The organism is Pseudomonas sp. 05N36, assembly GCF_056397385.1.
On sequence record NZ_JBFTNH010000002.1, the window covers coordinates 61,318 to 86,294 of the forward strand.

General features: G+C 59.5%; 28 protein-coding genes. 12 read left to right on the top strand and 16 right to left on the bottom strand.

Annotated elements, in window-relative coordinates; genetic code table 11:
• Positions 1-84 precede the first annotated feature (84 nt).
• On the bottom strand, positions 85-1,758 hold the full coding sequence (locus tag AC1DIH_RS03300) for a DEAD/DEAH box helicase (protein WP_477770580.1): 1,674 nt from the start codon (positions 1,756-1,758) through the stop codon (positions 85-87).
• Positions 1,759-2,179: 421 nt separating this feature from the next.
• On the opposite strand from AC1DIH_RS03300, the gene AC1DIH_RS03305 reads away from it, so the two are divergent.
• Complete coding sequence (locus AC1DIH_RS03305) at positions 2,180-2,971, top strand: crotonase/enoyl-CoA hydratase family protein (protein ID WP_477770581.1); 792 nt, start codon at positions 2,180-2,182, stop codon at positions 2,969-2,971.
• Between the two features lie 117 nt (positions 2,972-3,088).
• Here AC1DIH_RS03305 and AC1DIH_RS03310 read toward each other — a convergent pair whose 3' ends face one another.
• Entirely contained in the window at positions 3,089-3,844 is a 756-nt protein-coding gene (locus AC1DIH_RS03310) for a spermidine synthase (protein ID WP_427543522.1), read from the bottom strand.
• A gap of 156 nt (positions 3,845-4,000) precedes the next feature.
• Between AC1DIH_RS03310 and AC1DIH_RS03315 the strand changes: the two genes are divergently transcribed.
• The gene (locus AC1DIH_RS03315; protein WP_103315665.1) at positions 4,001-5,347 is read left to right on the top strand and encodes a class II 3-deoxy-7-phosphoheptulonate synthase; all 1,347 of its coding nucleotides are present in this window, start codon (positions 4,001-4,003) and stop codon (positions 5,345-5,347) included.
• A gap of 134 nt (positions 5,348-5,481) precedes the next feature.
• On the opposite strand, the gene AC1DIH_RS03320 is transcribed toward AC1DIH_RS03315, so the two are convergent.
• Both AC1DIH_RS03320 and AC1DIH_RS03325 read right to left on the bottom strand, forming a co-directional pair.
• Positions 5,482-6,711 carry a winged helix-turn-helix domain-containing protein gene (locus AC1DIH_RS03320; protein WP_477770582.1) on the bottom strand — a complete coding sequence of 410 codons (1,230 nt, stop codon included), beginning with the start codon at positions 6,709-6,711 and terminating at the stop codon, positions 5,482-5,484.
• A 64-nt stretch (positions 6,712-6,775) separates the two neighbouring features.
• A complete protein-coding gene (locus AC1DIH_RS03325; protein ID WP_477770814.1) occupies positions 6,776-6,991 on the bottom strand; it encodes a DUF1127 domain-containing protein in 216 nt (71 codons plus the stop codon).
• Between the two features lie 97 nt (positions 6,992-7,088).
• On the opposite strand from AC1DIH_RS03325, the gene AC1DIH_RS03330 reads away from it, so the two are divergent.
• Positions 7,089-7,943 carry a LysR substrate-binding domain-containing protein gene (locus AC1DIH_RS03330; RefSeq protein WP_031319598.1) on the top strand — a complete coding sequence of 285 codons (855 nt, stop codon included), beginning with the start codon at positions 7,089-7,091 and terminating at the stop codon, positions 7,941-7,943.
• Here the strand turns inward: AC1DIH_RS03330 and AC1DIH_RS03335 are convergent.
• On the bottom strand, positions 7,933-8,667 hold the full coding sequence (locus AC1DIH_RS03335; protein ID WP_477770815.1) for a sulfite exporter TauE/SafE family protein: 735 nt from the start codon (positions 8,665-8,667) through the stop codon (positions 7,933-7,935). The two genes, AC1DIH_RS03330 and AC1DIH_RS03335, sit on opposite strands and share 11 nt — an antisense overlap.
• A gap of 121 nt (positions 8,668-8,788) precedes the next feature.
• Between AC1DIH_RS03335 and AC1DIH_RS03340 the strand changes: the two genes are divergently transcribed.
• The gene (locus AC1DIH_RS03340) at positions 8,789-9,250 is read left to right on the top strand and encodes a MarR family winged helix-turn-helix transcriptional regulator (RefSeq protein ID WP_477770583.1); all 462 of its coding nucleotides are present in this window, start codon (positions 8,789-8,791) and stop codon (positions 9,248-9,250) included.
• 242 nt (positions 9,251-9,492) lie between these two features.
• Complete coding sequence (locus AC1DIH_RS03345; protein WP_477770584.1) at positions 9,493-9,912, top strand: organic hydroperoxide resistance protein; 420 nt, start codon at positions 9,493-9,495, stop codon at positions 9,910-9,912.
• A gap of 76 nt (positions 9,913-9,988) precedes the next feature.
• On the opposite strand, the gene AC1DIH_RS03350 is transcribed toward AC1DIH_RS03345, so the two are convergent.
• Positions 9,989-10,558 carry an elongation factor P gene (locus AC1DIH_RS03350; RefSeq protein ID WP_007943632.1) on the bottom strand — a complete coding sequence of 190 codons (570 nt, stop codon included), beginning with the start codon at positions 10,556-10,558 and terminating at the stop codon, positions 9,989-9,991.
• Positions 10,559-10,606: 48 nt separating this feature from the next.
• Positions 10,607-11,740 carry an elongation factor P maturation arginine rhamnosyltransferase EarP gene (earP, locus tag AC1DIH_RS03355; RefSeq protein ID WP_477770585.1) on the bottom strand — a complete coding sequence of 378 codons (1,134 nt, stop codon included), beginning with the start codon at positions 11,738-11,740 and terminating at the stop codon, positions 10,607-10,609.
• A 122-nt stretch (positions 11,741-11,862) separates the two neighbouring features.
• On the opposite strand from earP, the gene AC1DIH_RS03360 reads away from it, so the two are divergent.
• Together AC1DIH_RS03360 and AC1DIH_RS03365 are read left to right on the top strand one after the other, a co-directional pair.
• Complete coding sequence (locus AC1DIH_RS03360) at positions 11,863-12,264, top strand: hypothetical protein (RefSeq protein ID WP_477770586.1); 402 nt, start codon at positions 11,863-11,865, stop codon at positions 12,262-12,264.
• A 2-nt stretch (positions 12,265-12,266) separates the two neighbouring features.
• Positions 12,267-12,749 (top strand): GreA/GreB family elongation factor, encoded by a 483-nt coding sequence (locus AC1DIH_RS03365; protein WP_019692926.1) that lies wholly within the window; start codon positions 12,267-12,269, stop codon positions 12,747-12,749.
• A gap of 5 nt (positions 12,750-12,754) precedes the next feature.
• On the opposite strand, the gene cysB is transcribed toward AC1DIH_RS03365, so the two are convergent.
• The 5 genes from cysB to AC1DIH_RS03390 form a co-directional block, all read right to left on the bottom strand.
• Positions 12,755-13,729 (bottom strand): HTH-type transcriptional regulator CysB, encoded by a 975-nt coding sequence (cysB, locus tag AC1DIH_RS03370; RefSeq protein ID WP_007955684.1) that lies wholly within the window; start codon positions 13,727-13,729, stop codon positions 12,755-12,757.
• Between the two features lie 113 nt (positions 13,730-13,842).
• On the bottom strand, positions 13,843-14,343 hold the full coding sequence (locus AC1DIH_RS03375; RefSeq protein ID WP_054596346.1) for a universal stress protein: 501 nt from the start codon (positions 14,341-14,343) through the stop codon (positions 13,843-13,845).
• A 93-nt stretch (positions 14,344-14,436) separates the two neighbouring features.
• Positions 14,437-15,342: a 5'-nucleotidase gene (locus AC1DIH_RS03380; protein ID WP_477770587.1), complete on the bottom strand. Its 906-nt coding sequence runs from the start codon at positions 15,340-15,342 to the stop codon at positions 14,437-14,439.
• A 24-nt stretch (positions 15,343-15,366) separates the two neighbouring features.
• On the bottom strand, positions 15,367-16,329 hold the full coding sequence (locus AC1DIH_RS03385; protein ID WP_477770588.1) for a putative 2-dehydropantoate 2-reductase: 963 nt from the start codon (positions 16,327-16,329) through the stop codon (positions 15,367-15,369).
• Positions 16,326-16,712, bottom strand: coding sequence for a thioredoxin family protein (locus AC1DIH_RS03390; RefSeq protein WP_427533080.1), 387 nt, complete (start codon positions 16,710-16,712; stop codon positions 16,326-16,328). The genes AC1DIH_RS03385 and AC1DIH_RS03390 overlap by 4 nt, the downstream gene beginning before the upstream one ends.
• On the opposite strand from AC1DIH_RS03390, the gene AC1DIH_RS03395 reads away from it, so the two are divergent.
• Positions 16,711-17,142 (top strand): PilZ domain-containing protein, encoded by a 432-nt coding sequence (locus AC1DIH_RS03395; RefSeq protein WP_477770589.1) that lies wholly within the window; start codon positions 16,711-16,713, stop codon positions 17,140-17,142. The genes AC1DIH_RS03390 and AC1DIH_RS03395 overlap by 2 nt on opposite strands.
• 143 nt (positions 17,143-17,285) lie before the next feature.
• Positions 17,286-18,362: a 3-deoxy-7-phosphoheptulonate synthase gene (locus AC1DIH_RS03400; RefSeq protein WP_427543492.1), complete on the top strand. Its 1,077-nt coding sequence runs from the start codon at positions 17,286-17,288 to the stop codon at positions 18,360-18,362.
• A 65-nt stretch (positions 18,363-18,427) separates the two neighbouring features.
• Here AC1DIH_RS03400 and AC1DIH_RS03405 read toward each other — a convergent pair whose 3' ends face one another.
• Positions 18,428-18,709, bottom strand: coding sequence for a GNAT family N-acetyltransferase (locus AC1DIH_RS03405; protein WP_019692933.1), 282 nt, complete (start codon positions 18,707-18,709; stop codon positions 18,428-18,430).
• A 635-nt stretch (positions 18,710-19,344) separates the two neighbouring features.
• Between AC1DIH_RS03405 and oprI the strand changes: the two genes are divergently transcribed.
• Positions 19,345-19,596, top strand: a complete 252-nt coding sequence (gene oprI, locus AC1DIH_RS03410; RefSeq protein WP_002553018.1) for an outer membrane lipoprotei OprI — start codon at positions 19,345-19,347, stop codon at positions 19,594-19,596.
• A gap of 124 nt (positions 19,597-19,720) precedes the next feature.
• On the opposite strand, the gene AC1DIH_RS03415 is transcribed toward oprI, so the two are convergent.
• The 3 genes from AC1DIH_RS03415 to AC1DIH_RS03425 form a co-directional block, all read right to left on the bottom strand.
• Positions 19,721-20,689 carry a L,D-transpeptidase family protein gene (locus tag AC1DIH_RS03415; RefSeq protein WP_477770590.1) on the bottom strand — a complete coding sequence of 323 codons (969 nt, stop codon included), beginning with the start codon at positions 20,687-20,689 and terminating at the stop codon, positions 19,721-19,723.
• A gap of 103 nt (positions 20,690-20,792) precedes the next feature.
• A complete protein-coding gene (locus tag AC1DIH_RS03420) occupies positions 20,793-21,086 on the bottom strand; it encodes a hypothetical protein (RefSeq protein WP_427533087.1) in 294 nt (97 codons plus the stop codon).
• A gap of 57 nt (positions 21,087-21,143) precedes the next feature.
• Positions 21,144-21,749 (bottom strand): arylesterase, encoded by a 606-nt coding sequence (locus tag AC1DIH_RS03425; RefSeq protein ID WP_477770591.1) that lies wholly within the window; start codon positions 21,747-21,749, stop codon positions 21,144-21,146.
• A 10-nt stretch (positions 21,750-21,759) separates the two neighbouring features.
• Between AC1DIH_RS03425 and AC1DIH_RS03430 the strand changes: the two genes are divergently transcribed.
• Both AC1DIH_RS03430 and AC1DIH_RS03435 read left to right on the top strand, forming a co-directional pair.
• Positions 21,760-22,446: an ABC transporter ATP-binding protein gene (locus tag AC1DIH_RS03430; RefSeq protein ID WP_477770592.1), complete on the top strand. Its 687-nt coding sequence runs from the start codon at positions 21,760-21,762 to the stop codon at positions 22,444-22,446.
• Positions 22,446-24,950 (top strand): ABC transporter permease, encoded by a 2,505-nt coding sequence (locus AC1DIH_RS03435; protein WP_477770593.1) that lies wholly within the window; start codon positions 22,446-22,448, stop codon positions 24,948-24,950. The genes AC1DIH_RS03430 and AC1DIH_RS03435 overlap by 1 nt, the downstream gene beginning before the upstream one ends.
• The last annotated feature ends 27 nt before the right edge of the window (positions 24,951-24,977 follow it).

Here is a 24,977-nt window from a genome sequence, read left to right on the forward strand (position 1 = left end):
AGGCCAGACACAAAACTGCAGGCAAAAAAAATCCCCGAACCAGTCGGGGATTTTTTATGTGCGATCAATCAGCCCGAAAGCGGATCAATCTTCGCGATAGCGACGCAGTTTCAGCTGCTTACCGGCAACGCGAGTGTCCTTCAGTTTGGTCAGCAGACGCTCCAGACCATCTTCCGGCAACTCGACCAGGCTGAAGCTGTCACGCACCTGGATACGACCGATTGCTTCACGCGCCAGACCACCTTCGTTGAGGATGGCGCCCAGCAGGTTCTTGGCAGCGATACCATCACGCGCACCCAGCGCGGTACGGCAACGAGCACGGCCTTCGGCCAATGGGATCGGAGCGCGACGCTCACGGTCACCACGTTCCGGACGATCACCGGAACGCTCTGGACGATCGCCACGCGGTGCATTGTTCGGCACCAGCGGACGTTCTTTCTCGATGGCAGCCAGGGTCAATGCCTGACCGTTGGTTGCCTTGCGCAGCAGCGCAGCAGCCAGTGCACGCGGGGTGCAACCGATGTCGGCAGTCAGGCGATCCAGCAGGTCACCGTGAGTCGATTCGGCATCGGCCACCAGCGGCGACAGGCTGTTGGTCAGTTTCTTGATGCGTGCATCGAGAACGGCTTGAGCGTCTGGCAGGCGAACTTCAGCAACCTTTTGACCGGTTACACGCTCGATCACTTGCAGCATGCGGCGCTCACGCGGAGTCACCAGCAGCAGTGCACGACCTTCGCGACCGGCACGGCCAGTACGGCCGATACGGTGAACGTAGGACTCTGGGTCGTACGGCATATCAACGTTGAAAACGTGAGTGATACGCGGAACGTCCAGACCACGAGCAGCAACGTCGGTCGCCACAACGATGTCCAGACGGCCATCCTTGAGGGAATCGATCACGCGCTCACGCTGGTTCTGGGCAATGTCACCGTTCAGCGCAGCGGCTTTGTAGCCTTTGGCTTCCAGGGCGCTGGCCAGGTCCAGGGTCGCTTGCTTGGTACGCACGAACATGATCAGCGCGTCGAAGTCTTCCACTTCCAGCAGGCTCAATACAGCCGAGGTCTTCTGGTCAGCGTGAACCAACAGGTGAGCCTGTTCGATCGCGGTAACGGTCTGAGTCTTGGTCTGGATCTTCACGTGCTGCGGATCACGCAGATGACGCTCGGCGATGGCACGGATCGACTGCGGCAGGGTAGCCGAGAACAATACGGTCTGACGGGTTGCCGGCAAGGCCTTGAAGATAACTTCCAGGTCGTCCATGAAGCCCAGTTTGAGCATTTCGTCAGCTTCGTCGAGAACCAGGTGGTTCACGGTTGCCAGTACTTTTTCGTCACGACGCAGGTGGTCGCACAGACGGCCCGGAGTGGCGACAACGATCTGTGCGCCATTACGGATTGCTTTCAGTTGCGGGCCCATAGGCGCGCCGCCGTAAACGGCCACAACGGTAACGCCCGGCATTTGCTTGGCGTAGGTTTCGAAAGCGGTTGCTACTTGCAGCGCCAACTCACGGGTTGGCGCCAGGATCAGGGCTTGCGGTTCGCGCTTAGCAGGATCGATGCGGTGCAGGATCGGCAGGGCGAACGCGGCGGTTTTACCCGTACCGGTTTGCGCCTGACCAATCATGTCGTGACCGGCCATGATGATCGGGATCGATTGCTGCTGAATAGCCGAAGGCTCTTCGTAGCCAGTCGCGATGACGGCTGCAAGAATATTCGGATTAAGGTTAAAAGCGGCGAAGCCGCCGGTTTCCTGGGTCATGGGTCTGCCTCTAAGTGCATCCGCAAAGACCCATGCTCCAAAGCTGCGCATGCCGTGTAAGACTCAAGAGTCGCCCTGGCTGCTTTGTCGGCGGGGATTTGCGAAAACGAATGAATGAAAAAGATTCGTCAAGGAAGAGTCCGCTGTGCGGACGTGCAGCCGAAGCTGACTTCGGGGAATTGCGCTACCTAAACGCGGCCTGGCTAAAGACCGGCGCGCACTATACCGGAATTCGCCAAAAAAGGGAGCTTTATTTGTCGGAAAAAACCCGCATACACCGTTGTGTCGCAGGCTTTGCGGATAATCGCGCAACGGTCTATTTTTCAAAGGCCCGGCCCTGTTGGTCATGACGCTTAAACGGTTCATCTTTCAGGCCATGACCTTTGGCCTGTAGCCCCCTCCCCGCCCGAGGAAATACCCCATGAAGCAAGCAGATTGCAGTCGCGTCAGCCGGGAACGACGCGGACATGTCCTGTTGATCGGGCTGGACCGGGTGGCCAAGCGCAATGCATTTGACCTCGATCTGCTCAACGCRCTGAGCCTGGCCTATGGCGAGTTCGAAGCCGACAGCGAGGCTCGCGTTGCGGTGGTGTTCGGTCATGGCGAGCACTTTACCGCCGGACTGGACCTGGCGAGCGTCAGCGCTGCATTGGCCGAAGGCTGGCAAGCACCGGCCGGCGGTTGCGATCCGTGGGGGGTGTTCGTTGGCCCCAGGGTCAGCAAACCGGTGATTGTTGCGGCCCAGGGCTATTGCCTGACCATTGGCATCGAACTGATGCTGGCCGCCGATATCAACCTCTGCGCCAGCAACACCCGCTTTGCGCAAATGGAAGTACAGCGCGGCATCTTCCCCTTTGGCGGGGCAACCTTGCGCCTGCATCAGGTAGCCGGCTGGGGCAACGCCATGCGCTGGCTGCTGACCGGCGATGAGTTCGATGCCCACGAAGCGCTGCGCCTGGGGCTGGTGCAGGAGGTCATGGCCAGCGAAGACCTGTTACCGCGTGCGATCGAGCTGGCAGAACGCATTGCCAGGCAGGCGCCGCTGGGGGTTCAGGCGACCTTGCAGTCCGCGCGCCAGGCTCATCTGGAGGGCGAAACAGCGGCGGCATTGGCTTTGCCACCGCTGGTCAAGAAGTTGCTCAACAGTGAAGACGCCAAGGAAGGCGTGCGATCGTTGATCGAGAAACGCCCGGGCGTGTTCAAAGGGCTTTGAGGGATGTGTTGGCAGTTAAAAAGGCATCGCGAGCAGGCTCGCTCCCACAGGGTTTTGTGAACACCGAAAATACACTGTGGGAGCGAGCCTGCTCGCGATGGCGATCTGACAAACGACTCAGGTCGCCGGGCGAATCGCCTTGATCAGCGGCTGCAACGAATAACCCAATCGCGGCGCCAGCGCTTCGGCACGGGCGGTCAATCCTTGCATGTCCAGTTCCTGGTCAAGGTCGGCTGGCACTATCAGGATCACGTTGCCCTCCTTCACCGGCAGCTCCCAATAATGCCGGTGATAGAGCCCACGCAGTAATGCTGCACCCAACGGCTTGCCGTCATCGGTCGCCCATTGATTGATCACCAGCCAGCCGCCCGGATTCAGGCGTTTCTGACAGTTTTCCAGAAAGCCCCAGGCCAAATGGCCGACGCCCGGCCCGACATCGGTATAAAGGTCGACGAAAATCAGATCCGCCGACTCAGCCGTCTCGAGCAACTCGAGGGCGTCGCCGATGCGGATATACAGACGAGGATCGTCGTCCAGCCCCAGGTACTCGATGGCCAGGCGCGGTACATCCGGGCGCAACTCGATCGCTTCGACGTCTTCCAGCGGCAGGAACTTCAGGCACGCCTGAGTCAGGGTGCCCGCCCCCAGACCGAGAAACAGCGCGCTTTCCGGCTGTTCATGGCACAGCGCACCAATCAGCATCGCGCGGGTGTAGTCGTACTCGAGCCAGCTCGGATCGGCAGTGAACACGCAGCTCTGCTCGATGGCATCGCCAAATTCGAGAAAACGGTAATCCGCCACTTCCAGCACCCGGATCATGCCGAATTCATCGTGCACCTCGGCGAGCAGATGCTCGACGCGCTCCTCAGTCATTTCGTCTCCTGGTCGTTGTCGGGCTGATCCCCGGCAACGCAATCATTCGTTCCGCTTGGCGCGGCAAAGGCGCGATTGTCCGCCAAGCGTCGGGAACAGGTCACGCACTAATTGCTGATAACATAAACGTCCGATCGTAAAACATTAGAGTCCACGATGAGCCAACCCTGGAGTCCTGACAGCTGGCGCGCCCTGCCGATCCAGCAACAACCCCATTACCCTGACGCTGCGCATTTGCAACAGGTCGAGCAAAGCCTGGCCAGCTATCCGCCATTGGTGTTTGCCGGTGAGGCCCGGGAGTTGCGCCGTCAGTTTGCCGAGGTGACCCAGGGCCGGGCGTTTCTGCTGCAAGGCGGTGATTGCGCGGAAAGCTTCGCCGAGTTTTCGGCGGCGAAAATCCGCGACACCTTCAAAGTCCTGTTGCAAATGGCGATTGTCATGACCTTCGCCGCCGGTTGTCCGGTGGTAAAAGTCGGGCGTATGGCCGGGCAGTTCGCCAAACCGCGCTCGTCCAATGACGAAACCATCAACGGCGTGACCTTGCCGGCCTACCGAGGCGACATCGTCAACGGTATCGGTTTCGACGAAAAAAGCCGCGTACCCGACCCGGATCGCCTGTTGCAGTCCTATCACCAGTCCACTGCGACCCTGAACCTGCTGCGGGCCTTTGCCCAGGGCGGTTTTGCCGATTTGCATCAAGTGCATAAATGGAACCTGGACTTCATCGCCAACTCGGCGCTGGCCGAAAAGTACAGCCACCTGGCCGACCGTATCGATGAAACCCTGGCGTTCATGCGCGCCTGCGGCATGGACAGCTCGCCGCAATTGCGCGAAACCAGTTTCTTCACCGCCCACGAAGCGCTGCTGTTGAACTACGAAGAAGCCTTCGTACGCCGCGACAGCCTGACCAACGATTACTACGATTGCTCGGCACACATGCTGTGGATCGGCGATCGCACGCGTCAGCTCGACGGCGCTCATGTCGAGTTCCTGCGCGGGGTGAACAACCCGATCGGGGTCAAGGTCGGCCCGTCCATGAACACCGAAGAACTGATTCGCCTGATCGATGTGCTCAACCCTGACAACGATCCAGGCCGCCTGAACCTGATCGCGCGGATGGGCGCAAACAAGGTCGGCGACCATCTGCCGCAGCTGATTCGTGCAGTCGAACGCGAAGGCAAGAAAGTGCTCTGGAGCAGCGACCCGATGCACGGCAACACCATCAAGGCCAGCAGTGGCTACAAGACCCGGGATTTTGCGCAGATCCTTGGCGAGGTGAAGCAGTTCTTCCAGGTTCACGAGGCGGAGGGCACCTATGCCGGTGGCATCCATATCGAAATGACCGGGCAGAACGTCACCGAATGCATCGGCGGTGCACGACCGATTACCGAAGATGGTTTGTCGGACCGTTACCATACTCACTGCGACCCGCGGATGAATGCCGATCAGTCGCTGGAGCTGGCGTTCTTGATTGCCGAGACCCTGAAGCAGGTTCGGCGTTGAGTCAGTAAGTCTTTGGTTGACTGATACACCGCCATCGCGAGCAGGCTCGCTCCCACATTCGATCTATGTTGCTCGCAAATTTGCGACTCTACTCGGTCAATTGTGGGAGCGAGCCTGCTCGCGATGGCGTCAGATCAGGCACCGCCAATCTGCGCCAACGCCACCCGCAACCGCGCTGCACTGGCCCTTGGGCAATTGAGCTGAATCTGTTCCAACCCCAACCAATCGGCCATCTGCCGAAGATTCGCCGCCAACGCACACATCCCCTGCTCATCCAAACCTTGTTCCTCTTCATGCACCGCATGCACCGCCAACCGACCCAACGCCCTTTCCGCTCGAAGGTCAACCCGCGCGGCAATCCGCTCGTTGTGCAAAAACGGCAGTACGTAATAGCCGTAAACCCGTTTGCCCGGCGGCGTGTAGATTTCCAGTCGATAACGAAAATCGAACAACCGCTCGGTTCGACTGCGTTCCCAGATCAACGAATCAAACGGTGAAAGCAACGCGCTGGCTTCAACCTTGCGCGGCACTTTTGGCTCCGGCAGGCAGTACGCCGGCTGCTTCCAGCCCTGCACCCCGCACACCCGCAACTCACCATTTTCAACCAGCTCGGCCAGGCCGTTGCGGCACTCTGCCAGGCTCAAGCGAAAATAGTCGCGCAGATCCTTTTCCGTGCCGACACCCAGCGCATTGGCTGCATGCAACAGCAATCCGCGTTGCGCCTCGGTTTCGCCGAGCAGCGGTTGCTTGAGTATCGATTCGGGAATCACCCGCTCCGGCAAATCGTAAAGACGCTCGAAGCCGCGACGCCCCGCCACCGTCACTTCGCCGGCCGCGAACAACCATTCCAGCGCATGCTTTTCAGCGCTCCAATCCCACCATGGACCGGCCCGTTCCTGGCGCGTCGACAAACTGCCGGCACCCAGCGCGCCCAACTCCTGGACCGAAGCCAGAACACGGCGAATGGTCTCTGGCTGTTCGCGACCGAAACGCGCCATCTGCTGATAAATCCCCTCGCCTTGCGCCGCGCGCTGCATGCGCCAACGCATCAAGGGATACATCGACAGCGGTAACAACGATGCTTCATGCCCCCAATACTCGAACAACGTACGCCGTCGGCCCTGGCTCCAGGCGGCCTGGTCGAGCAAGTCGGCGGAGTAGTTGCCAAGACGCGAGAACAGCGGAAGATAGTGCGAGCGCACCAGTGCGTTGACCGAATCGATTTGCAGAATACCCAAGCGTTCGATCAGGCGGTTGAGCTGAGCGGGCTTGATCGCCGCTGGCGGCTGGCGCCCGGTGAAACCCTGGGCGGCCAGTGCCAGACGCCGAGCCTGTTTGAGGGATAAGGACAGTTCTGCGGGCATGTGCTTCTCCTTGTCTGCTCGCAAACTACCTCAGTGTGAAGCTGCTTGTGTAGCGGTTCGGTACTCATTTGTGCATCGGGTCATCCCAGAATGGCCGGACGACTTCATGCTCGACATCGGCGCGGCTGATACCGATATCCTTGAGCGCTTCGTCACTCATGCTCGCCAGCAATGCGCGCTCACGGTGGAGTTGATGCCAGCGGAGGATTTTCTCCAGCCAATGGCTCATAGAAAACCCGTGAAACTTCCCAACCAGCACATAACCTTTTTGACCTTTCATCATCTTGCCCTCCGTTGTAGATGACTGAAGTCTCGCGCCGGAGCTAAGATCAATCCAACGAATGTTTCTTATGCAATACATCTCGGAGATTGATGAATTGAGCCACTACCCGAGTATCGATACGGAAGTCCTGCGCACCTTCGTTGCCATTGCCGACCAGGGTGGTTTCACCCGCGCTGGCGAACTGGTCAATCGCACGCAATCGGCGGTGAGCATGCAGATGAAACGGCTGGAAGAGGACGTGCTGCAACGCCAGTTGTTTCAGCGCGACGGCCGTCAGGTGAAGCTGACCGCCGAGGGTCAGGTGTTGCTCGGCTATGCCCGGCGGATCCTGAAACTCCACAGCGAAGTGTTCAACACCCTGCGTGAGCCGCACATGGTCGGCACGGTGCGCATCGGCACTCCGGATGACTATGTCATGCGCTTCCTGCCGGGCATCCTCTCGCGCTTTGCCCAGGCCTACCCGCTGATCCAGATCGAGGTCCATTGCGAGTCGTCCAAGCAATTACTGCTGCGTCAGGACCTGGACCTGTCGATCGTCACCCGCGAACCCGGCAGTGAGATCGGCCAACTGCTGCGCAAGGAGCGATTTGTCTGGGCGCAGGCGCAGTGCTTCAGCCCCAACGAGCAAACACCGTTGCCACTGGCAATGTTCAACAGTGATTGTTTTTGCAGGATCTGGGCCTGCAATGCGCTGGACGCTTCCGGGCGCGAGTACCGGATCGCCTACAACAGTTCGAGCCTGTCGGCGATCATGGCGGTGGTCAGCGCCGGGCTGGCGGTCACCGCGCAACTGGAAAGCCTGATCACCCAGGACATGCGCATCCTCGGTGAGGCTGAAGGCCTGCCCTTGTTGCCCGAAGCCAGCATCATGCTGGTGCGCAACCTGAACAACCCTTCACCCATCACCGAATGCCTGGCGGAGCACATTGTCGAAGGCTTCAAACTTTAAAGGCGAGCATCACCGCGCAGAGCACCAGAAAGGCGCAGAACAATCCGCGCAGCAAACGCTCCGGCATGGCGTGGGCGATCTTCACGCCCCAACTGATGCTCAGTAAACCGCCGACAGCCATCGGCAGTGCGATGCCCCAGTTCACTTGATGATGGACCGCGTAAGTCACCAGCGTGACGCCGGTGCTGGGCAAGGCCAGCGCCAGTGACAATCCTTGAGCCACCACTTGCGTGGTGCCAAACAGGCTGGTGAGGACCGGCGTCGCCACCACCGCACCGCCCACGCCGAACAACCCGCCCATGGTCCCCGATGCGGCGCCCAACACGCCCAGCCAAGGCCACGAGTAACGCATCTGCGAGGCGGCCGGCGCAGTGGCCATGAACATGCGCAGCAGGTTGTAGGCCGACAACGCGATCAGGAACGCCACAAAACCGATGCGCATCAGCTGTGCATCAATGCCCACCGCCCAGATCGAGCCGATCCAGGCAAAGCAGAAGCCCATCGAGGCCAATGGCAATGCGTGGCGCAGTTCGATGCGATTGCGCTGGTGATAACGCCACAGCGCCAGCATCACGTTAGGCACCACCATGACCAGCGCCGTGCCCTGGGCAATTTGCTGATCCAGACCGAACAACACGCCCAACGCGGGAATCGCGATCAAACCACCGCCAATCCCGAACACACCGCCTACAGTGCCCAGCGCAGCGCCGAGCACCAGATACATGACTAACTCAATCACTGACGACTCCCTCTCAAATCAGGCCTCGCATCCTAAACCAAAAATTATCTGGCGCATTAAAGACTCGACCGCTAAATTCATGGCGATGAATGATCAAGGTTTAGACATGAGCACCCAACGCAACACCCCGGACAACTGCGACAACCTGCTGCTGGATAACCAGCTGTGCTTTGCCCTGCACTCAACGTCACTGCTGATGACCAAGGTCTACAAACCCTTGTTGCAAGCACTGGGCCTGACCTATCCGCAATACCTGGCAATGATGGTGCTGTGGGAGCGCGACGGGCTGACCGTCGGCGAAATCAGCACGCGCCTGCTGACCGACCCCGGCTCCCTGACGCCACTGCTCAAACGCCTGGAAGCCGAAGGACTGCTGAGCCGTACCCGCAGCCGCGAAGATGAGCGCGTGGTGATTGTCGAGCTGACCGAACAAGGTCGCGCCCTGCGGGAAAAAGCCCAGGAGATTCCGCCGTGCATCCTCGGCGCCAGCGGCCAGACCCTGGAACAAATGCGCAAACTGCAGGCCGATCTGCAAAATCTACGCAGTCATCTGCAAGACAGCCTCTAACCCTCAAACCATCAAACATCCCCTGTGGGAGCGAGCCTGCTCGCGAAGACTGCGTGTGATTCAGCATTGATGTTGGCTGACACACCGCTTTCGCGAGCAGGCTCGCTCCCACATTTTTTTGCGCGGCTAAATTTTAAAAATTTATATTGCGCGCAAAACATTCGCGAGCTACATTTATTTTGCAATTACTTAGCGCGCAAACATTTAGCGCAAAACAACCAATCCCGAACGAGGCTCACACCATGCAAGCTCTCTATACCGCAGTTGCAACCGCTACCGGTGGCCGTGATGGCCGTGCCGTTTCCAGCGACAACATCCTCGACGTCAAACTCGCCACGCCAAAAGAACTTGGCGGTGCCGGCGGTGCAGCGACCAACCCTGAGCAACTGTTCGCGGCCGGTTACTCGGCTTGCTTCATCGGCGCGCTGAAGTTCGTCGCCAGCCAGACCAAGCGCAAAATCCCTGATGACGCCTCGATCACCGCTCACGTCGGCATTGGCCAGATTCCGGGTGGTTTCGGTCTGGACATCGACCTGAATGTCAATCTGCCCGGGCTGGAGCAGGCCGACGCGCAAGCGCTGGTCGACGCCGCGCACCAGGTCTGCCCGTACTCCAACGCCACGCGCGGCAATGTAGACGTTCGCCTGCACGTGACTGTCTGAGTGTTCGCACCCGACAGACGCGCACAAAAAAGCCCGACTCAATGGTCGGGCTTTTTCTTTCCTGCAAAAACTGCGCTTATTTAGCGCGGCCTTTGTAAGAACCGCCTTCGCGGGTATCGATCTCGATCATGTCGCCGATTTCGATGAAGTCGGCAACCGACAGCTCGGTACCGTTCTTCAGTTTGGCAGGCTTCATCACCTTGCCGGAAGTGTCACCGCGAGCGGAACCTTCGGTGTAGTCAACCTGACGCACGATAGTGGTCGGCAGTTCTACGGAAACCAGGCGCTCTTCGAAGAAGATCGCTTCGCAAACATCGGTCATGCCTTCTTCAACGAAAGGCAGAACAGCTTCGATGTCTTCGGCGTTCAGCTCGTACATGGTGTAGTCAGTGGTGTCCATGAACGTGTAGGTGTCGCCGCTGATGAACGACAGGGTCGCTTCTTTGCGGTCGAGGATTACGTCGTCCAGTTTGTCGTCAGCGCTGTAAACGATCTCGGTCTTGTAACCGGTCAGCAGGTTTTTCAGCTTGGTCTTCATGATCGCGCTGTTACGACCGGACTTGGTGAATTCAGCTTTCTGAACCAGCCAAGGGTCGTTTTCGAGACGGATCACCGTACCGGGTTTCAGTTCTTTACCAGTTTTCATTGCGAATATCCGAATTTGGATGGGATTTACAAAAATCTAGGCCGCGTATCATATCCAATTTAGGTAAAACTGCACCAGCGCCGAAGCAAGATCGGCCTGCAAAGCCTGTTCCAGACACCATGCCTGGGCGTGTTTTTGCAGTTCTGGCCAGTGTTCCTGTGCCGCAACCCATGCCTGAGCCATTCCAGCGCCCGTGTTCCAGGCTCGCCATAACCCGACGAGTGCCGCTTTTGCCGCCGGTGAAAGGCCTGCGGTGTACAGCGTCAGAAAGGCTTCGAGTTTGTCCAGGTGGACATCTTCTTCCTGTTGATAAATATGCCACAGCATTGGCCGGGCCGCCCATTGCGCGCGGACGAACGAGTCCTCGCCACGCACCGCGTTGAAATCACAACACCACAGCAGCAGGTCGTATTGATCCTGTCGGACGAACGGCAACACCTGCACGGTCAACGCACCGCGCACCTGTAATGCGCCGACACCAAGCCCTTCAACGCCCAGCCAGCGCTCGACATCGCCCAGGATCCGGCCCTCGGGTACCAGCAGATGAGTGGCATGAACGTCACCCGCCATGACGTCCAGCCAATCGGCCAACCCGGTATTCTCGTAGGCAAACAACGAAATCAGCCGTGCACCGTCGGCGCGATCGACGCCCAGCCCTTGCAGGAATTCGCGCTGAGCCTCAGTGCTGTGTTGAAACTGCTCGCGCCGTTCCAGCAACCCACGCTCGCGCAGCAAGCCGCCCGTACTGGCCTGAAACCCCGGGAAGAAGAAGTACTTCTGCACCTGCTTGTACTTCACCGACGGCAAGCCATGACAGCCGACGATCCAGTCTTCGGCGCTCAAATAATCGAGGTTCATCCACAGCGGAGTCTTTTCGCCCGCCGCCATTGCCTCCATATAGGCATGCGGCAACTGGCATGCAAACGCAGCGATCACCACATCGGCGGCCTCTGTCGGCGCCCAGTCGGCCGGCCAATGGCAGACCTCGACGCCTTGCTGCCACTGCCGGGCAGCAGTGATGTCGAGTTCCGGGCACAAGCGTTCGAATGCCCGCAGGTCATCGACCCACAGCCGTACCGCGCAGTGATGCTCGGCCACTAACTGCCTGGCCAGACGCCAGGTCACGCCGATGTCGCCGTAGTTGTCGACGACCGTGCAGAAAATATCCCAGTCGACTTTCATTCCGGGCTCCGTGGGGCAAAGACCTCAATTGTCCGCATAAATCGTTGCGCGCAGAAGAGCCGACGCCGATTAATCTTCATGCGACAATCGCCGCAGCCCACAACCCTCGCCAGGAAGCAGCCATGCCCTACCGTCCACACGTTCGCCGCACGGTGTCCATCACACTCAGCCCATTGCAACTGATTGCCAGTATCGCCGTGGGTTTGTGGCTGGGTTTTTTGGCCATCGCGCTGACCTGCTGGCTGGCGTCGAAACTGCTGTTCAGCGAACAACTCGCCCCGCTTGCCGAGGCGGCGCATCGAATAGCACAACCCAAGCCTGCGGCGGTTGAACCGGCACCCGAGAATCCGATGTTCGAGCAGTACAAGGAAAACCTGCGCAAACAGGCGCAACAGCAAATGCTCGATCAGGCACGCAGCAATACCCGCAACCTGTCCAACCCGAAATGCCAGTTCTGGCTGCAGCAAGACCAAACCGCGTCCAGCGAAAAAAGCCGCGCCAACGTCCAGCAATTCTGCGATTGATCATGAACAAACACACGGTCCACCAGCTGATCCTGGAAAAGCTAGCGGTCGATCTCGACATCGCCGAACGTGCAGCACAAACCGCGTACGAAACCGCGACCCACGAAGAAAACATCGCCGAGAACAAGTACGACACCCTGGGACTGGAAGCGTCTTATCTGGCAGCCGGACAAGCCAAGCGGGTGGAGGAAATCCGTCAGTCACTGGTGCTGTGCCAGAACCTGACACTGCGCTCTTATGACGATCAGCGCGGGATTGAAGTCGGTGCGCTGTTGGGCCTGGAAGACGAAAAGGGGCGCGAACAGTGGCTGTTCCTGGCCCCTGATGCAGCCGGTTTGAAGGTTGATCTGGTGGGGCAACTGATTACCGTCATCACCCCGCGCTCACCGCTGGGCAAAAGTTTGCTGGGCAAGTTCGAGGGCGATGAGGTGGAGATCGTGGTGGCGGGCACTCGGCAACAGTTCGCTGTCACCGAGGTGGTCTAGTCAGTTCAATGAACTGGTAGTTCAACGCCTTCGAACAGCTCTTCCAGTTCCTGCTTGTTGTGGCACTGGATGGCTTTGGCCATGACTTCGCGAGTCAGGTGCGGGGCGAATTTCTCGATGAAGTCGCACATGAAGCCACGCAGGAACGTCCCGCGACGGAAACCGATTTTGGTCACGCTGGACTCAAACAGCTCGCTGGCGTCGAGCACCACCAGGTCGTTGTCGAGTTTGGTATCGACGGCCATTTTCGCCACGATCCCGACACCCAGCCCCAAGCGAACGTAAGTCTTGATCACGTCGGCGTCGGCGGCGGTGAACACCACTTTCGGGGTCAGGCCGCGATGGCTGAAGGCTTCGTCTAGTTTCGAGCGACCGGTGAAACCGAACACGTAGGTCACGATCGGGTATTCAGCCAGGGCTTCGAGGGTCAGCTTCGGCAGCTTGGTCAGCGGGTGACCTTGCGGCACGACTACGCAACGGTTCCAGCGGTAGCACGGCATCATCACCAGGTCGCCGAACAGCTCCAGCGCTTCAGTGGCAATGGCAAAATCCACGGTGCCGTCAGCGGCCATTTCGGCGATCTGCATCGGTGAACCCTGGTGCATGTGCAGGGCAACGTCCGGGTATTGCTTGATGAAATTACTGATCACCGGCGGCAGTGCATAACGCGCCTGGGTGTGGGTGGTGGCAATCGACAGTGTGCCTTTCTTCTCGTTGGAGAATTCCTGAGCGATCTGCTTGATGCTTTCGACCTTGCGCAGAATTTCACCAGCCGTGGTGATGATTCGCTCACCGGCCGGGGTCACTCGGGTCAGGTGTTTGCCGCTGCGCGCAAAAACCTCGACACCCAACTCGTCTTCCAACAGACGGATCTGCTTGCTGATGCCCGGCTGCGAGGTGTACAGGCTTTGAGCAGTAGCGGAAACGTTGAGGTCGTGGTGCGCCACTTCCCAGATGTAGCGCAATTGTTGAAGCTTCATATGAATCCCTCAAAGCAGATAGACGCCACGGGCATCAGCGACGGTATATAACTATATTAATGGCTTGAAGAATAAATCTAGAACTTTTTCATCAAAAGGCCAGCATTCTCGCCTTAAATATCGCCGTGACGCCGACGCTGCGACAATGGCACCAGGTAAACCGGCACGTGCGACAACTGCAGCACACGCGCAGCAGTCCGTCCCAACGGTGTTTCTCCACCGGCCCCATGGCTGTGACTTCCTAGGATCAACAAATCCACCGAGAGTTTCTGTGCCTGATCAAGAATGACCTGCGACGGGTCACCCTGAAATACTCTGACCGATTGAATCAGCTCCAGGTCCTGCTGCCCCTCCCCCAACTCTTCGCGGAAGCTGTCGAATACCCGCTGCTCGATATTGGCCATCACCGTGTTCAAACCCTGACTGTGAAATTCATTCAAGGCTTGTTCGTCGAGATAGCTCTGCAACACCGATTCGGCAAAAAGCCCCATGGGCTCAACAGCGTGTACCACGTACAGATCGGCTTTGAATGTTCGTGCCAATGCCAATGCATGCTGCATCACAAAGGGTGCGTACAGGCCGAGGTCAGTGGCATACAGCATCGAATGGATCATTTGATCTCCTCGAATGCAAAGATGGCGGCGATTAATTCAGCTTAGCAGCGCCACAGCGATACGACGTTCTGCGCAAGGCATTGAACGTTGGGCTTAAATCTTCAGTTCATTACTGATGCCGTGAGGGACGTGACCGGTGGCGACCACCTCACGCGCCAACTCGCAATGACCTGCCTGGTCGTCGAAAAATACGTCGGCGGCGAAGGCTTCAAGAAACGCCGATTTCGCCAGCCCGCCGAGAAACAGCGATTCGTCGAGTCGAATATCCCACTCGCGCAAGGTACGGATGACCCGCTCGTGAGCGGGTGCCGAACGCGCGGTCACCAGTGCAGTGCGGATCGGGCAACTGTCATCAGGAAACTCGCGCTGCAACAGATTGAGCGCGGCCAGAAAACCTTTGAACGGCCCACCACGCAACGGCTCGCGAGCGGCTTCGCGCTCGTTGGCCTGAAAGGCCTCGAGGCCACCCGACTGATAAACCCGCTCCGACTCATCGGAAAACAGCACAGCGTCGCCATCGAAGGCGATGCGTAACTCTTCGCTGGCGGCGCGGCTCGCACCACCGGACAGAATCGTCGCCGCGGCGAAGCCGGCATCGAGTGCGCTGCGCACGTCATCGGCATGGGTGGAGAGAAACAGATCGCAGCCGAAGGCCTTCAGGTACGGATAAGGACTGCGCCCGCCGACAAACGCCGCGCGAGAAATCGTCAGGCCGTAATGGTGAATCGAGTTGAAGACTCGCAAACCGGTGTCTGCGCTATTGCGCGACACCAGCACCACCTCGACCCGCGCCCGACCGAGGCTGGTATTGAGGTTCAACAGTTTTTGCACCAGTGGGAACGCATCACCCGGCTCGAGGATTTCGTCTTCGTGCTCGATCTGATACTGCCGATAAGCCTCGACGCCACTCGCCAGATAAAGCTTGTGGCTTTCGCTCAGGTCGAACAGCGCCCGCGAAGAAATCGCCAGCACCAGTTTGTCGCCAATCCCTTTTGCCATGCTGCTCCCCCCAGGTGAAACGACTTAAACGTTATGCCGATCGACAAAACTCAGGGCCTGATACAAGGCCTCGATTTTCGGCAACTCGCAACCGGCAGCCTTGGCTGCAGCCAATGGCCGCGCATAAATCGCGGCCAGTTCCAGCGGCCGTTTATGCTGGTAGTCGTGGTACATGCTCGGCCAGTAGTCGGGCATTTTTTCGGTGATCTTGAACAACTGCTCGGCATACCCCGGCGGCATGCTGTGGCCACAGGCAAGTGCGCCCTTCACCACTTCGGCCATCAACGCCTGAACCAGTTCGCGGCTGCTGTCGTCAGCCATCAGCGGTGTCGTGCTCGCGCCGAGCAAGACCGATAAACCGTTGTAAGGAACATTCCAGACCAGTTTTTGCCAGCGCGCCTGCTGAAGGTTGCTCATCGCCTGCGATTCAAGACCGGCGGTACGAAACAACCCTGCCCCTTGCTCGACAATCGCCTGACGCGCCGTCTCGTCATCAAGCGCCGGCCCACTGTGATAACCCACGTTTACCGCACCGAGCGCCTGATGTTCGATCACTCCGGGCCCCGCGCGATGCACGCAGATAAAGCACAGCCCCCCCAACAAGTGCAGTGAGTCGGGTAACAGATCGCGCAGGCTGTCTTCGACATCCAGGCCATTTTGCAGCAACAGGACCTTCGCCCCCGGCGCCGCGGCCTTGATGATCGCCGGTGCAAGCTCGGCGTTGCTGGTGGTTTTCGCGCCGACCAGCAACCAGTCGCACAGCGGCATATCGTCGGCCGACGAGTACGCCTGAACCGGATTCAAGGTCAATGCACCATAGGGCGCGCTGTTGAGTTGCAGGCCGTGTTCGGCGACCGCTGAAAACTCGCTGCGCAACAGAAAGTGCACATCGAACCCGGCGCGCGCCAGCATCACGCCGTAAAAGCCACCGATCGCCCCGGTGCCGATAATGCCGATTCTCGGCTTTTCAACTGCAGTGCCCGTCATGGCAACTCCTCTGGATTTCGACTCAGCGCCTGCCCCAGCGCAGCATTCAGTTCGGTACGGGCCAGGCGCGACTGTAACGCCCCATAAAACTCACCATCGCGCACGACAAACAGCGCGGGCAAATGAAAGACCTGATAACGCTCTACCGCGCCACCATTGTTCCCCGCGTCGATCCAGCACAGCTGATCGACATCAAGCTCCAGTTCCGGCAACTGCTGGCGCGCCCAACGGCAACTGGAACAGCCGACACTGGTAAAAATCACCAGCGACACACCACTCATCGCCAACAACCGCTGGTCGGCATCGAAATCAGTCAGCTCGCATTCGACAACTATACTGGGTGAAGCACTGTCGAATGACCGACACTTGGAGTCTGTGTTCATGGGGCGCTTTATTCCTCATCCTGACGATGTGCCTGTCGAGTTAACGTTGCGCAAGCATCAGTGTATTTCTCGGCAAGAACTGCACACTATCAGTCTCGGAGGCGTGGCTTGCAATTACCACCGCGCCTGGCGCAAAGGAACGGCACTGGAAGTGCGAATGCCGACCCTGAGCGAAAATGTCTGTTATCTGGGCTACGTGGCCTGGTGCCTGCGACGAAAGCACGGTTACCTGGTCGGCATCGCGTTCATCGACGAACAGACCCTGTTCAAAGCGCGGATGGGCGAGCAGGTCTGCCAGATTGAACGTTTTTGCCGTCAGCAAAAGCCCCAGGTCGAGCAGCAAGGCGTCGAGGCGCTGGCCCTCGAATGGCTCGACCAGCATGCCACCGAGTACTCCCACGAGACTGTCCGACAGGCCTTTGCGCAGTAAGCGCTGGATAAACCCGCGCCTGCCCATTGTCGAGCCACCGCGTAACGCGCTAAGGTTCGGCTCCCCGCTGCGCTTAAATCATGCTGTGCTCCGCCGCGCGGGGATCGCTGGCGGCCGGCACCCGTGACCTGACGAGTAACACGATGGCTGATTTACCGATCAATGACCTAAACGTCGCCTCCAACGAGACGCTGATCACTCCTGACCAGCTCAAGCGTGATATCCCTTTGAGCGATGCTGCCCTGCGCACCGTGACCAAGGGCCGCGAAGTGATTCGCAATATCCTGGATGGCACCGACCACCGCCTGTTCGTCGTTATCGGGCCTTGCTCGATCCACGACATCAAGGCTGCACACGAATATGCCGAGCGCCTCAAGGTACTCGCCGCTGAAGTGTCCGATACCCTGTATCTGGTCATGCGGGTCTATTTCGAGAAGCCACGTACCACCGTCGGCTGGAAAGGCCTGATCAACGACCCGTACCTGGATGACTCGTTCAAGATTCAGGACGGCCTGCACATTGGTCGTCAGTTGCTGCTGGACCTGGCCGAAATGGGCCTGCCAACGGCGACCGAAGCCCTTGACCCGATCTCGCCACAGTACCTGCAGGACCTGATCAGCTGGTCGGCGATTGGCGCGCGCACCACCGAATCCCAGACGCACCGTGAAATGGCTTCTGGCCTTTCCTCGGCAGTCGGCTTCAAGAACGGCACCGACGGCGGCCTGACGGTTGCCATCAACGCCTTGCAATCGGTTTCCAGCCCACACCGCTTCCTGGGGATCAACCAGGAAGGTGGCGTGTCGATCGTCACCACCAAGGGCAACGCCTACGGCCACGTGGTGCTGCGCGGCGGCAACGGCAAACCGAACTACGATTCGGTCAGCGTCGCGCTCTGCGAGCAAGCGCTGAACAAGGCGAAGATCAAGCCCAACATCATGGTCGACTGCAGCCACGCCAACTCCAACAAGGACCCGGCGCTGCAACCGCTGGTGATGGAGAACGTGGCCAACCAGATCCTCGAAGGCAACCAGTCGATCATCGGCCTGATGGTCGAAAGCCATTTGAACTGGGGTTGCCAGGCGATTCCGAAAGACCTCGCCGAGTTGCAATACGGCGTGTCGATCACCGACGCCTGCATCGATTGGACAGCCACCGAAAAAACCTTGCGCAGCATGCATGCCAAGCTCAAGGATGTGCTGCCGAAACGTCAGCGTACCTGAGCGCATTCAGCGCACACAAAAACGCCGGGCTAAGCCCGGCGTTTTTTTGTATTCGGTGATCCTGCTCAGAGCTTGGCTGCGTGCCGCTGGTGACGCTCCATGTAGCGCTCCACGTAGGAGCACGACGGAATGACTGTGTAGCCCATTTCCTCGGCGTACTGCAGCGCCTGCTCGGTCAACGCCGCCGCAATGCCGCGACCACGCAGCGCATTGGGCACGAAAGTACGATAGATATCCAAGGTCTGTTTCCCCAGATCCATATAGGTCAGGTAGGCACGATGACCGTCCACATTGGTCTCGAATTGATGACCAGCCTGGTCATGGTGGATGGACAACGCCTCGCTCATCACTACTCCTCGCGGGTCTTGAACTGACCCCTACCTTACCGATGTTTTCCCGGCGAAGGAACCTCTACGCCACCCCGTGTCTGTTTGGACACCGAGAAGAACTGCACCCATCTCGCGCAACCGGACACATTTCGAATAGTAGGCACCAAAGGCTGAAATGCTCAAGGCGCACTTGTCATCACGTCGATTGCGCCGATTCAGCGCAGGGCACGTAGTGGCGGCTCGACCGAACATCTCCCCTGGTCGATAGCCTGAACATTGCCGGATCTTGAGACTTAAGACGAACCGGGCTTGTTAAAGTCACCTCTACATGCACAAAGAGGCGTGAGCCGCACCGCAAATTCTGAACAAAAGTGTAGACGAATCGATATAGAGCGACTTTGGCTCTAGAGCGTGAAACAGTCGTATGCGCCAGCCAGCTATACAAGCAGGTCGCTCAGGGCGGGCTTCCCAGCTGACTAATTTTTATACAACACGATTAAAAGTTGCTCGAAAAAGATTCCGCGCCTACAATTTTTTTTGCTTCTTGCGCTACGTCAGTTTACTTACTACAAGTAATGGGTAGTATGTACGCCGGCTATTTCCTCACTCTGAGGAGACAGCTACTTAATAGAAAGTCCTTGAAGGGGAACACGATGAACAACGTTCTGAAATTCTCTGCTCTGGCTCTGGCCGCAGTTCTGGCTACCGGTTGCAGCAGCGTATCGAAAGAAACCGAAGCACGTCTGACTGCTACTGAAGACGCAGCAGCTCGCTCCCAGGCTCGTGCAGACGAAGCCTACCGTAAAGCTGATGAAGCTCTGGCTGCTGCTCAAAAAGCACAACAGACTGCTGACGAAGCTAACGAGCGTGCTCTGCGCATGCTGGACAAAGCTAGCCGCAAGTAATAGTCCTTCGGGATTGTTATCAAGCCGATCCATTTTTTGGGTCGGCTTTTTTTTGCCCGGGCTTTATCGAGGGCAATAAAAAACCCACCGACGCCATGAGGCCTCGGCGGGTCGTTTGAAGCGCTTACTGCAGGTCGATCGGTACAGCCGACGCCACAGGCACGGCGGTATTCGGTACGGCGATTTCCACCGGCATGCCATCTTCAGCGGCGACCACGTCGCGCACCATATCCCAGTTCATGCGCAGGTTCTTGGCCAGATCTTCACGCTTGAGCAAAGCATTGATCACCGCGGTGTGCTTGTCGACCACCGACGGGTTGCCAGTGTCGTCCAGCGGTGTATGCGCTTCCAGGTAAACCTTGCCGCCACTCACGCCGAACTTGTACGGGTCGTTGAGGATCCGCACAGACGTTCCCACCGGCACCATGCCGGCCATTTCCAGCACATTGTTGTTGAACATGCGGAAGCAGCCATGGCTGGTACGCATGCCGATACCGAACTTCTTGTTCGAACCGTGAATCAGGTAGCCCGGTGTGCCCAGCGTGAACTTGAACGGCCCCAGAGGGTTGTCCGGGCCGGCCGGCACGACGTTCGGCAGCGGATCGCCATCGGCGGCGTGTTCGGCCTTGATCGAGGCTGGAGGGGTCCAGGTCGGGTTCGGCGTCTTGGCAGTGATGCTGGTGTGGGCGATTGGCGAGCCCCAGCCTTCACGACCGATACCCAGCGGGAAGGTGTACACCACGTTCCGGCCTTTGGGGTAGTAGTAGAGGCGATACTCGGCCAGGTTGATCACGATGCCTTCACGCGGGCCTGGTGGCAGGATGAAGCGCGTTGGCAATACGACTTCGGTACCAGCACCCGGCAACCACGGATCGACGCCCGGGTTGGCGGCGACCATTTCCAGGTAGCCCAGATCGTAGGTGGTGCCCAGATCGGCAAAGGTGTCTTCGTACTTGGCTTTGATCGTTTGCACCTGGCCGACGATATCTTCGCCCGGTGGCGGTAAAGGCAGCTCCAATGCTGCAACGGGACCCGCTACACACAAGGCGGCAAGAGACAAGTAGCGGGTGACGGCAGGAAAGCGCGGCAACATCCGGAACATCCTTCGTATGATCAACAGAGGGTATGGGGGCAAGATTGTACACCGAAGGCCCCGAATTCGGGGAGTCGGGTCGATGGGCTGCCCTTTGGGGGCTTTACAGCTCGAAGCGCAACTCAGGCCAGATCGGCGATGTACCACGCTTTTGCGATTCCAGGATCGCCCGGCACAGCGAGCACAGTCGCTGGTCCTGGAACACCGTCCGGTCGACACTCGACCAGCGCGGTTGCGCCGGCAGCAAAGTGCCGCACAGGGTACGGTCGGCCGAGCCGCCCAACTCCAGTTGACGCGCCACCAGATGCACCCGGACTTCCTGGCAGGCGAACAGATCCAGCTGTTCGTCAGGCTCGATCAGTTGGTAGGCAAACAGGGACCAGGCAGGACGCGGCATCGGGGGCTCCAAATCAGGGGGCGCCACATTAGCCGAAAGACTGCCGCTAGAAAAGCGTCATAACAGCGGTTTTAGCGTAGGCCAGACATTTTCCAGCAACTTGCCCTGCGCCGCGACCGCCGGGTGAATACCATCGGCCTGCATCAGCTCGGGATTCCCGCCGATTCCCTGAAGAAAAAACGGCACCAGCGGGACTTTTTTCTCCTCGGCCAGATCGCTGTAGACCTTCGCGAAAGCTTCGGTGTAGCGCACCCCATAATTGGGTGGCAATTGCATACCGAGCAGCAGCACCCTGGCACCGCTGGCCCTGGCGTTGTCGATCATCGACGCAAGATTTTGTTGCAATTGCGTTGGCAGCATTCCGCGCAGCCCATCGTTGCCCCCCAACTCGAGAATCACCACCTCAGGCTTATGCTCCACAAGCAGCGCCGGCAGGCGTGCCTGGCCGCCGGCACTGGTGTCACCACTGATGGACGCATTGACCACCGTCTCGGTGAAACCTTCGTGCTTGAGCCGCTGCTCGAGCAACGACACCCATCCTTGCCGGGTATCCAGGCCGAAAGCTGCGCTGATACTATCGCCAACGATCAGGACTGTACCCGCCGCTGCGTTCTGGGCCATGCACATCAAGGCCAGGCCAGCACTCAAAAACCACACACGCATCGGACTCTCCATGGGCGCAAGCATTCTCACTGCGCGGAACCTTAGCAAAGTGGTTCCCAGCGCGGAAGGTAAACTGACCATCCTGCACGAACTCAGCCTGGAACTGAACAAGGGCGACAGCCTGGCCATCGTCGGCAGTTCCGGCTCTGGCAAATCCACCCTGCTCGGCCTGCTGGCCGGCCTCGATCTGCCCAGCAGCGGCGAAGTCACCCTTGCCGGGCAAGCCCTGAGTAACCTGGATGAAGACCAGCGCGCGCGGATACGCGCCGAGCATGTCGGTTTCGTGTTCCAGTCGTTCCAGTTGCTCGACAGCCTCAACGCCCTGGAAAACGTCATGTTGCCGCTCGAGCTGGACGGCCGCAAAGACGCCCGCGAACGCGCCACCGAACTGCTGCGCCGCGTCGGCCTGGGCCAACGCCTGAGCCATTCGCCGCGCCAGCTTTCCGGTGGCGAACAACAGCGCGTGGCGATCGCCCGGGCATTTGCCGCCGAACCCGACGTGCTGTTTGCCGACGAACCCACCGGCAACCTCGACACGCACACCGGCGAGCACATCAGCGATCTGCTCTTCGAACTCAATAAGGAAAGCGGCACGACGCTGGTCCTGGTGACCCACGACGAACGCCTGGCACATCGCTGCCACCGCCTGATCCGCCTTGAAGCCGGCCTGTTGGTCGTCGCCCCTCTGGAGCCTTGATGGCACGTTTGCCGCTGTTGCGCCTGTTCAGCCTCGCCCTTCGCCAATTGCTGCGCGATGCCCGCGCCGGAGAGCTGCGGGTGTTGTTCTTCGCCCTGCTGGTCGCCGTGGCGGCGAGTACCGCCATCGGCTATTTCGGCGCCCGCCTGAACGGCGCCATGCTGCTGCGCGCCACCGAATTCCTGGGGGCGGATATGCTGCTGGAAGGCAGCTCCCCCGCCCGCCCGGAACAAATTCAATCCGGCAAGGAGCTGGGGCTGCAACACGCTCAAGTGGTGGAGTTTTCCAGCGTCATCGCCACCGACAAAGGCATCCAGCTGTCGGGCATCAAAGCCGTCGACGGGGTCTATCCACTGCGCGGTCAGCTGAAAAGCGCACCAGCACCGTTCGCTCCCGAGGAGGCCGGAGGAAGTCCGAAACCGGGCGAAGCCTGGGCCGAGGCACGCCTGCTGACGGCACTGAATCTAAAGGTCGGTGACACCATCGACGTCGGCCTGAAAACCCTGCACCTGACTCGCGTGCTGACCTATGAACCGGACCGCGCCGGCAATTTCTACAGCCTCACGCCCCGGGTAATGATCAATCTTGCCGACCTGGCCGCCACCGGCGTGGTCCAGCCCGGCAGCCGGGTCAGTTACCACGAACTCTGGCGCGGCACGGCACCGGCCCTGGAAACCTATCGAGAGCTGATCAAACCGGGGCTGGCCGCCAACCAGCGCCTGCAGGACGCCCGCGACGGCAACCGGCAAATCGGCGGTGCGCTGGGCAAAGCCGAACGTTACTTGAACATGGCCAGCCTGGTCGCCGTGCTGTTGTCCGGCGTTGCCGTGGCGCTCTCGGCTACCCGTTTCGCCACCCGCCGTTTCGACGCCAGCGCGCTGCTGCGCTGCCTGGGTTTATCGCGTCGGGAAACCCTGCTGCTGTTCAGCGTACAACTGACTGTACTCGGCCTGCTGGCCAGCCTCAGCGGCGCCCTCCTCGGCTGGCTCGCGCAGTTGGGGTTGTTCGCCTTGCTGGGTGAATTGCTGCCCAGCGATGTACCGCCAGGCGGGCTGCTGCCGGCCGTCGCCGGGATCGGCACCGGACTGGTCGCACTCGCCGGATTCGCCCTGCCGCCACTGGCGGCACTGGGTCGCGTACCACCGCTGCGGGTACTGCGCCGCGACGTGCTGCCGATCCCTTCCAGCACCTGGATGGTTTACGGCACGGCACTGGCAGCCTTGGGGCTGATCATGTGGCGCTTGAGCCTGGACCTGCTGCTGACCTTCGCCCTGCTCGGTGGCGGTGTCATCGCCGCACTGGTCCTCGGCGGCCTGTTGCTGCTGGTACTCAACAGCCTGCGGCGCTTGCTGGCCCGTGCGTCCTTGCCATGGCGCCTGGGTCTGGGCCAATTGCTGCGTCACCCATTGGCGGCGGCGGGACAATCGCTGGCCTTCGGCTTGATTCTGTTGTCGATGGCGCTGATCGCCCTGCTGCGTGGTGAGTTGCTGGACACCTGGCAAAACCAGTTGCCAAAAAACGCCCCCAACTACTTCGCGCTGAATATCTTGCCCGCTGACAAACAGGCCTTCACTGATCGCCTGATCGAACTCTCTGCTCAATCCGCGCCACTGTATCCGGTGGTACCAGGACGGCTGATCAGCATCAACGGCCAACCGGTGCAAGGCATCGTCAGCAAGGACACCGAAGGTGATCGGGCCATCCAGCGTGATCTGAGCCTGACCTGGGCTGCCGACCTGCCCGCCGGCAACAGCATCACGGCCGGTAGCTGGTGGTCAGCGCAACCTGCCGGCGACGTGCCCGGTGTTTCGGTGGAAGGCAACGTGGCCGAGAGCCTGAAGCTCAAGCTCGGCGATCACCTGGTTTTCACCGTCGGCGGGGTCAACCGCGAGGCGCAGGTCACCAGCTTGCGCAAGATCAACTGGGACAACTTCCAGCCGAACTTCTTCATGATCTTCCAGCCCGGCACCTTGAAAGACCTGCCGGCGACCTACCTGACCAGTTTTTACCTGGCGCCCGGTCACGACCAACAGATCATCGATCTGGCGCGAGCGTTCCCGGCGGTGACCATTCTGCAGGTCGAAGCCTTGCTGGCGCAGTTGCGCAGCATCCTTGAGCAAGTCACGCTGGCGGTCGAGTACGTGTTGTTGTTCGTGCTGGCGGCCGGCATGGCGGTGCTGTTTTCCGGCTTGCAGGCGACGCTCGATGAGCGCATTCGCCAAGGTGCGCTGCTACGTGCGCTGGGTGCAGAACGGCAGTTGCTGGTCAAGGCGCGGCGGATCGAGTTCGGTTTGCTCGGTGCGGTCAGCGGTTTGCTCGCAGCACTGGGCTCGGAACTGGTGAGCCTGGTGCTTTACCGCTATGCGTTCGACCTTGCCTGGCATCCGCATCCGTGGCTGCTGTGGTTGCCGGTGATTGGTGCGCTGCTGATCGGCGGCGCGGGCGTGTTCGGCACTCGTCGGGCGCTGAATGCCAGCCCCCTGACAGTCTTGCGCGAGGGTTGATAAACTTGATGCCTCCTGACCAAAAGA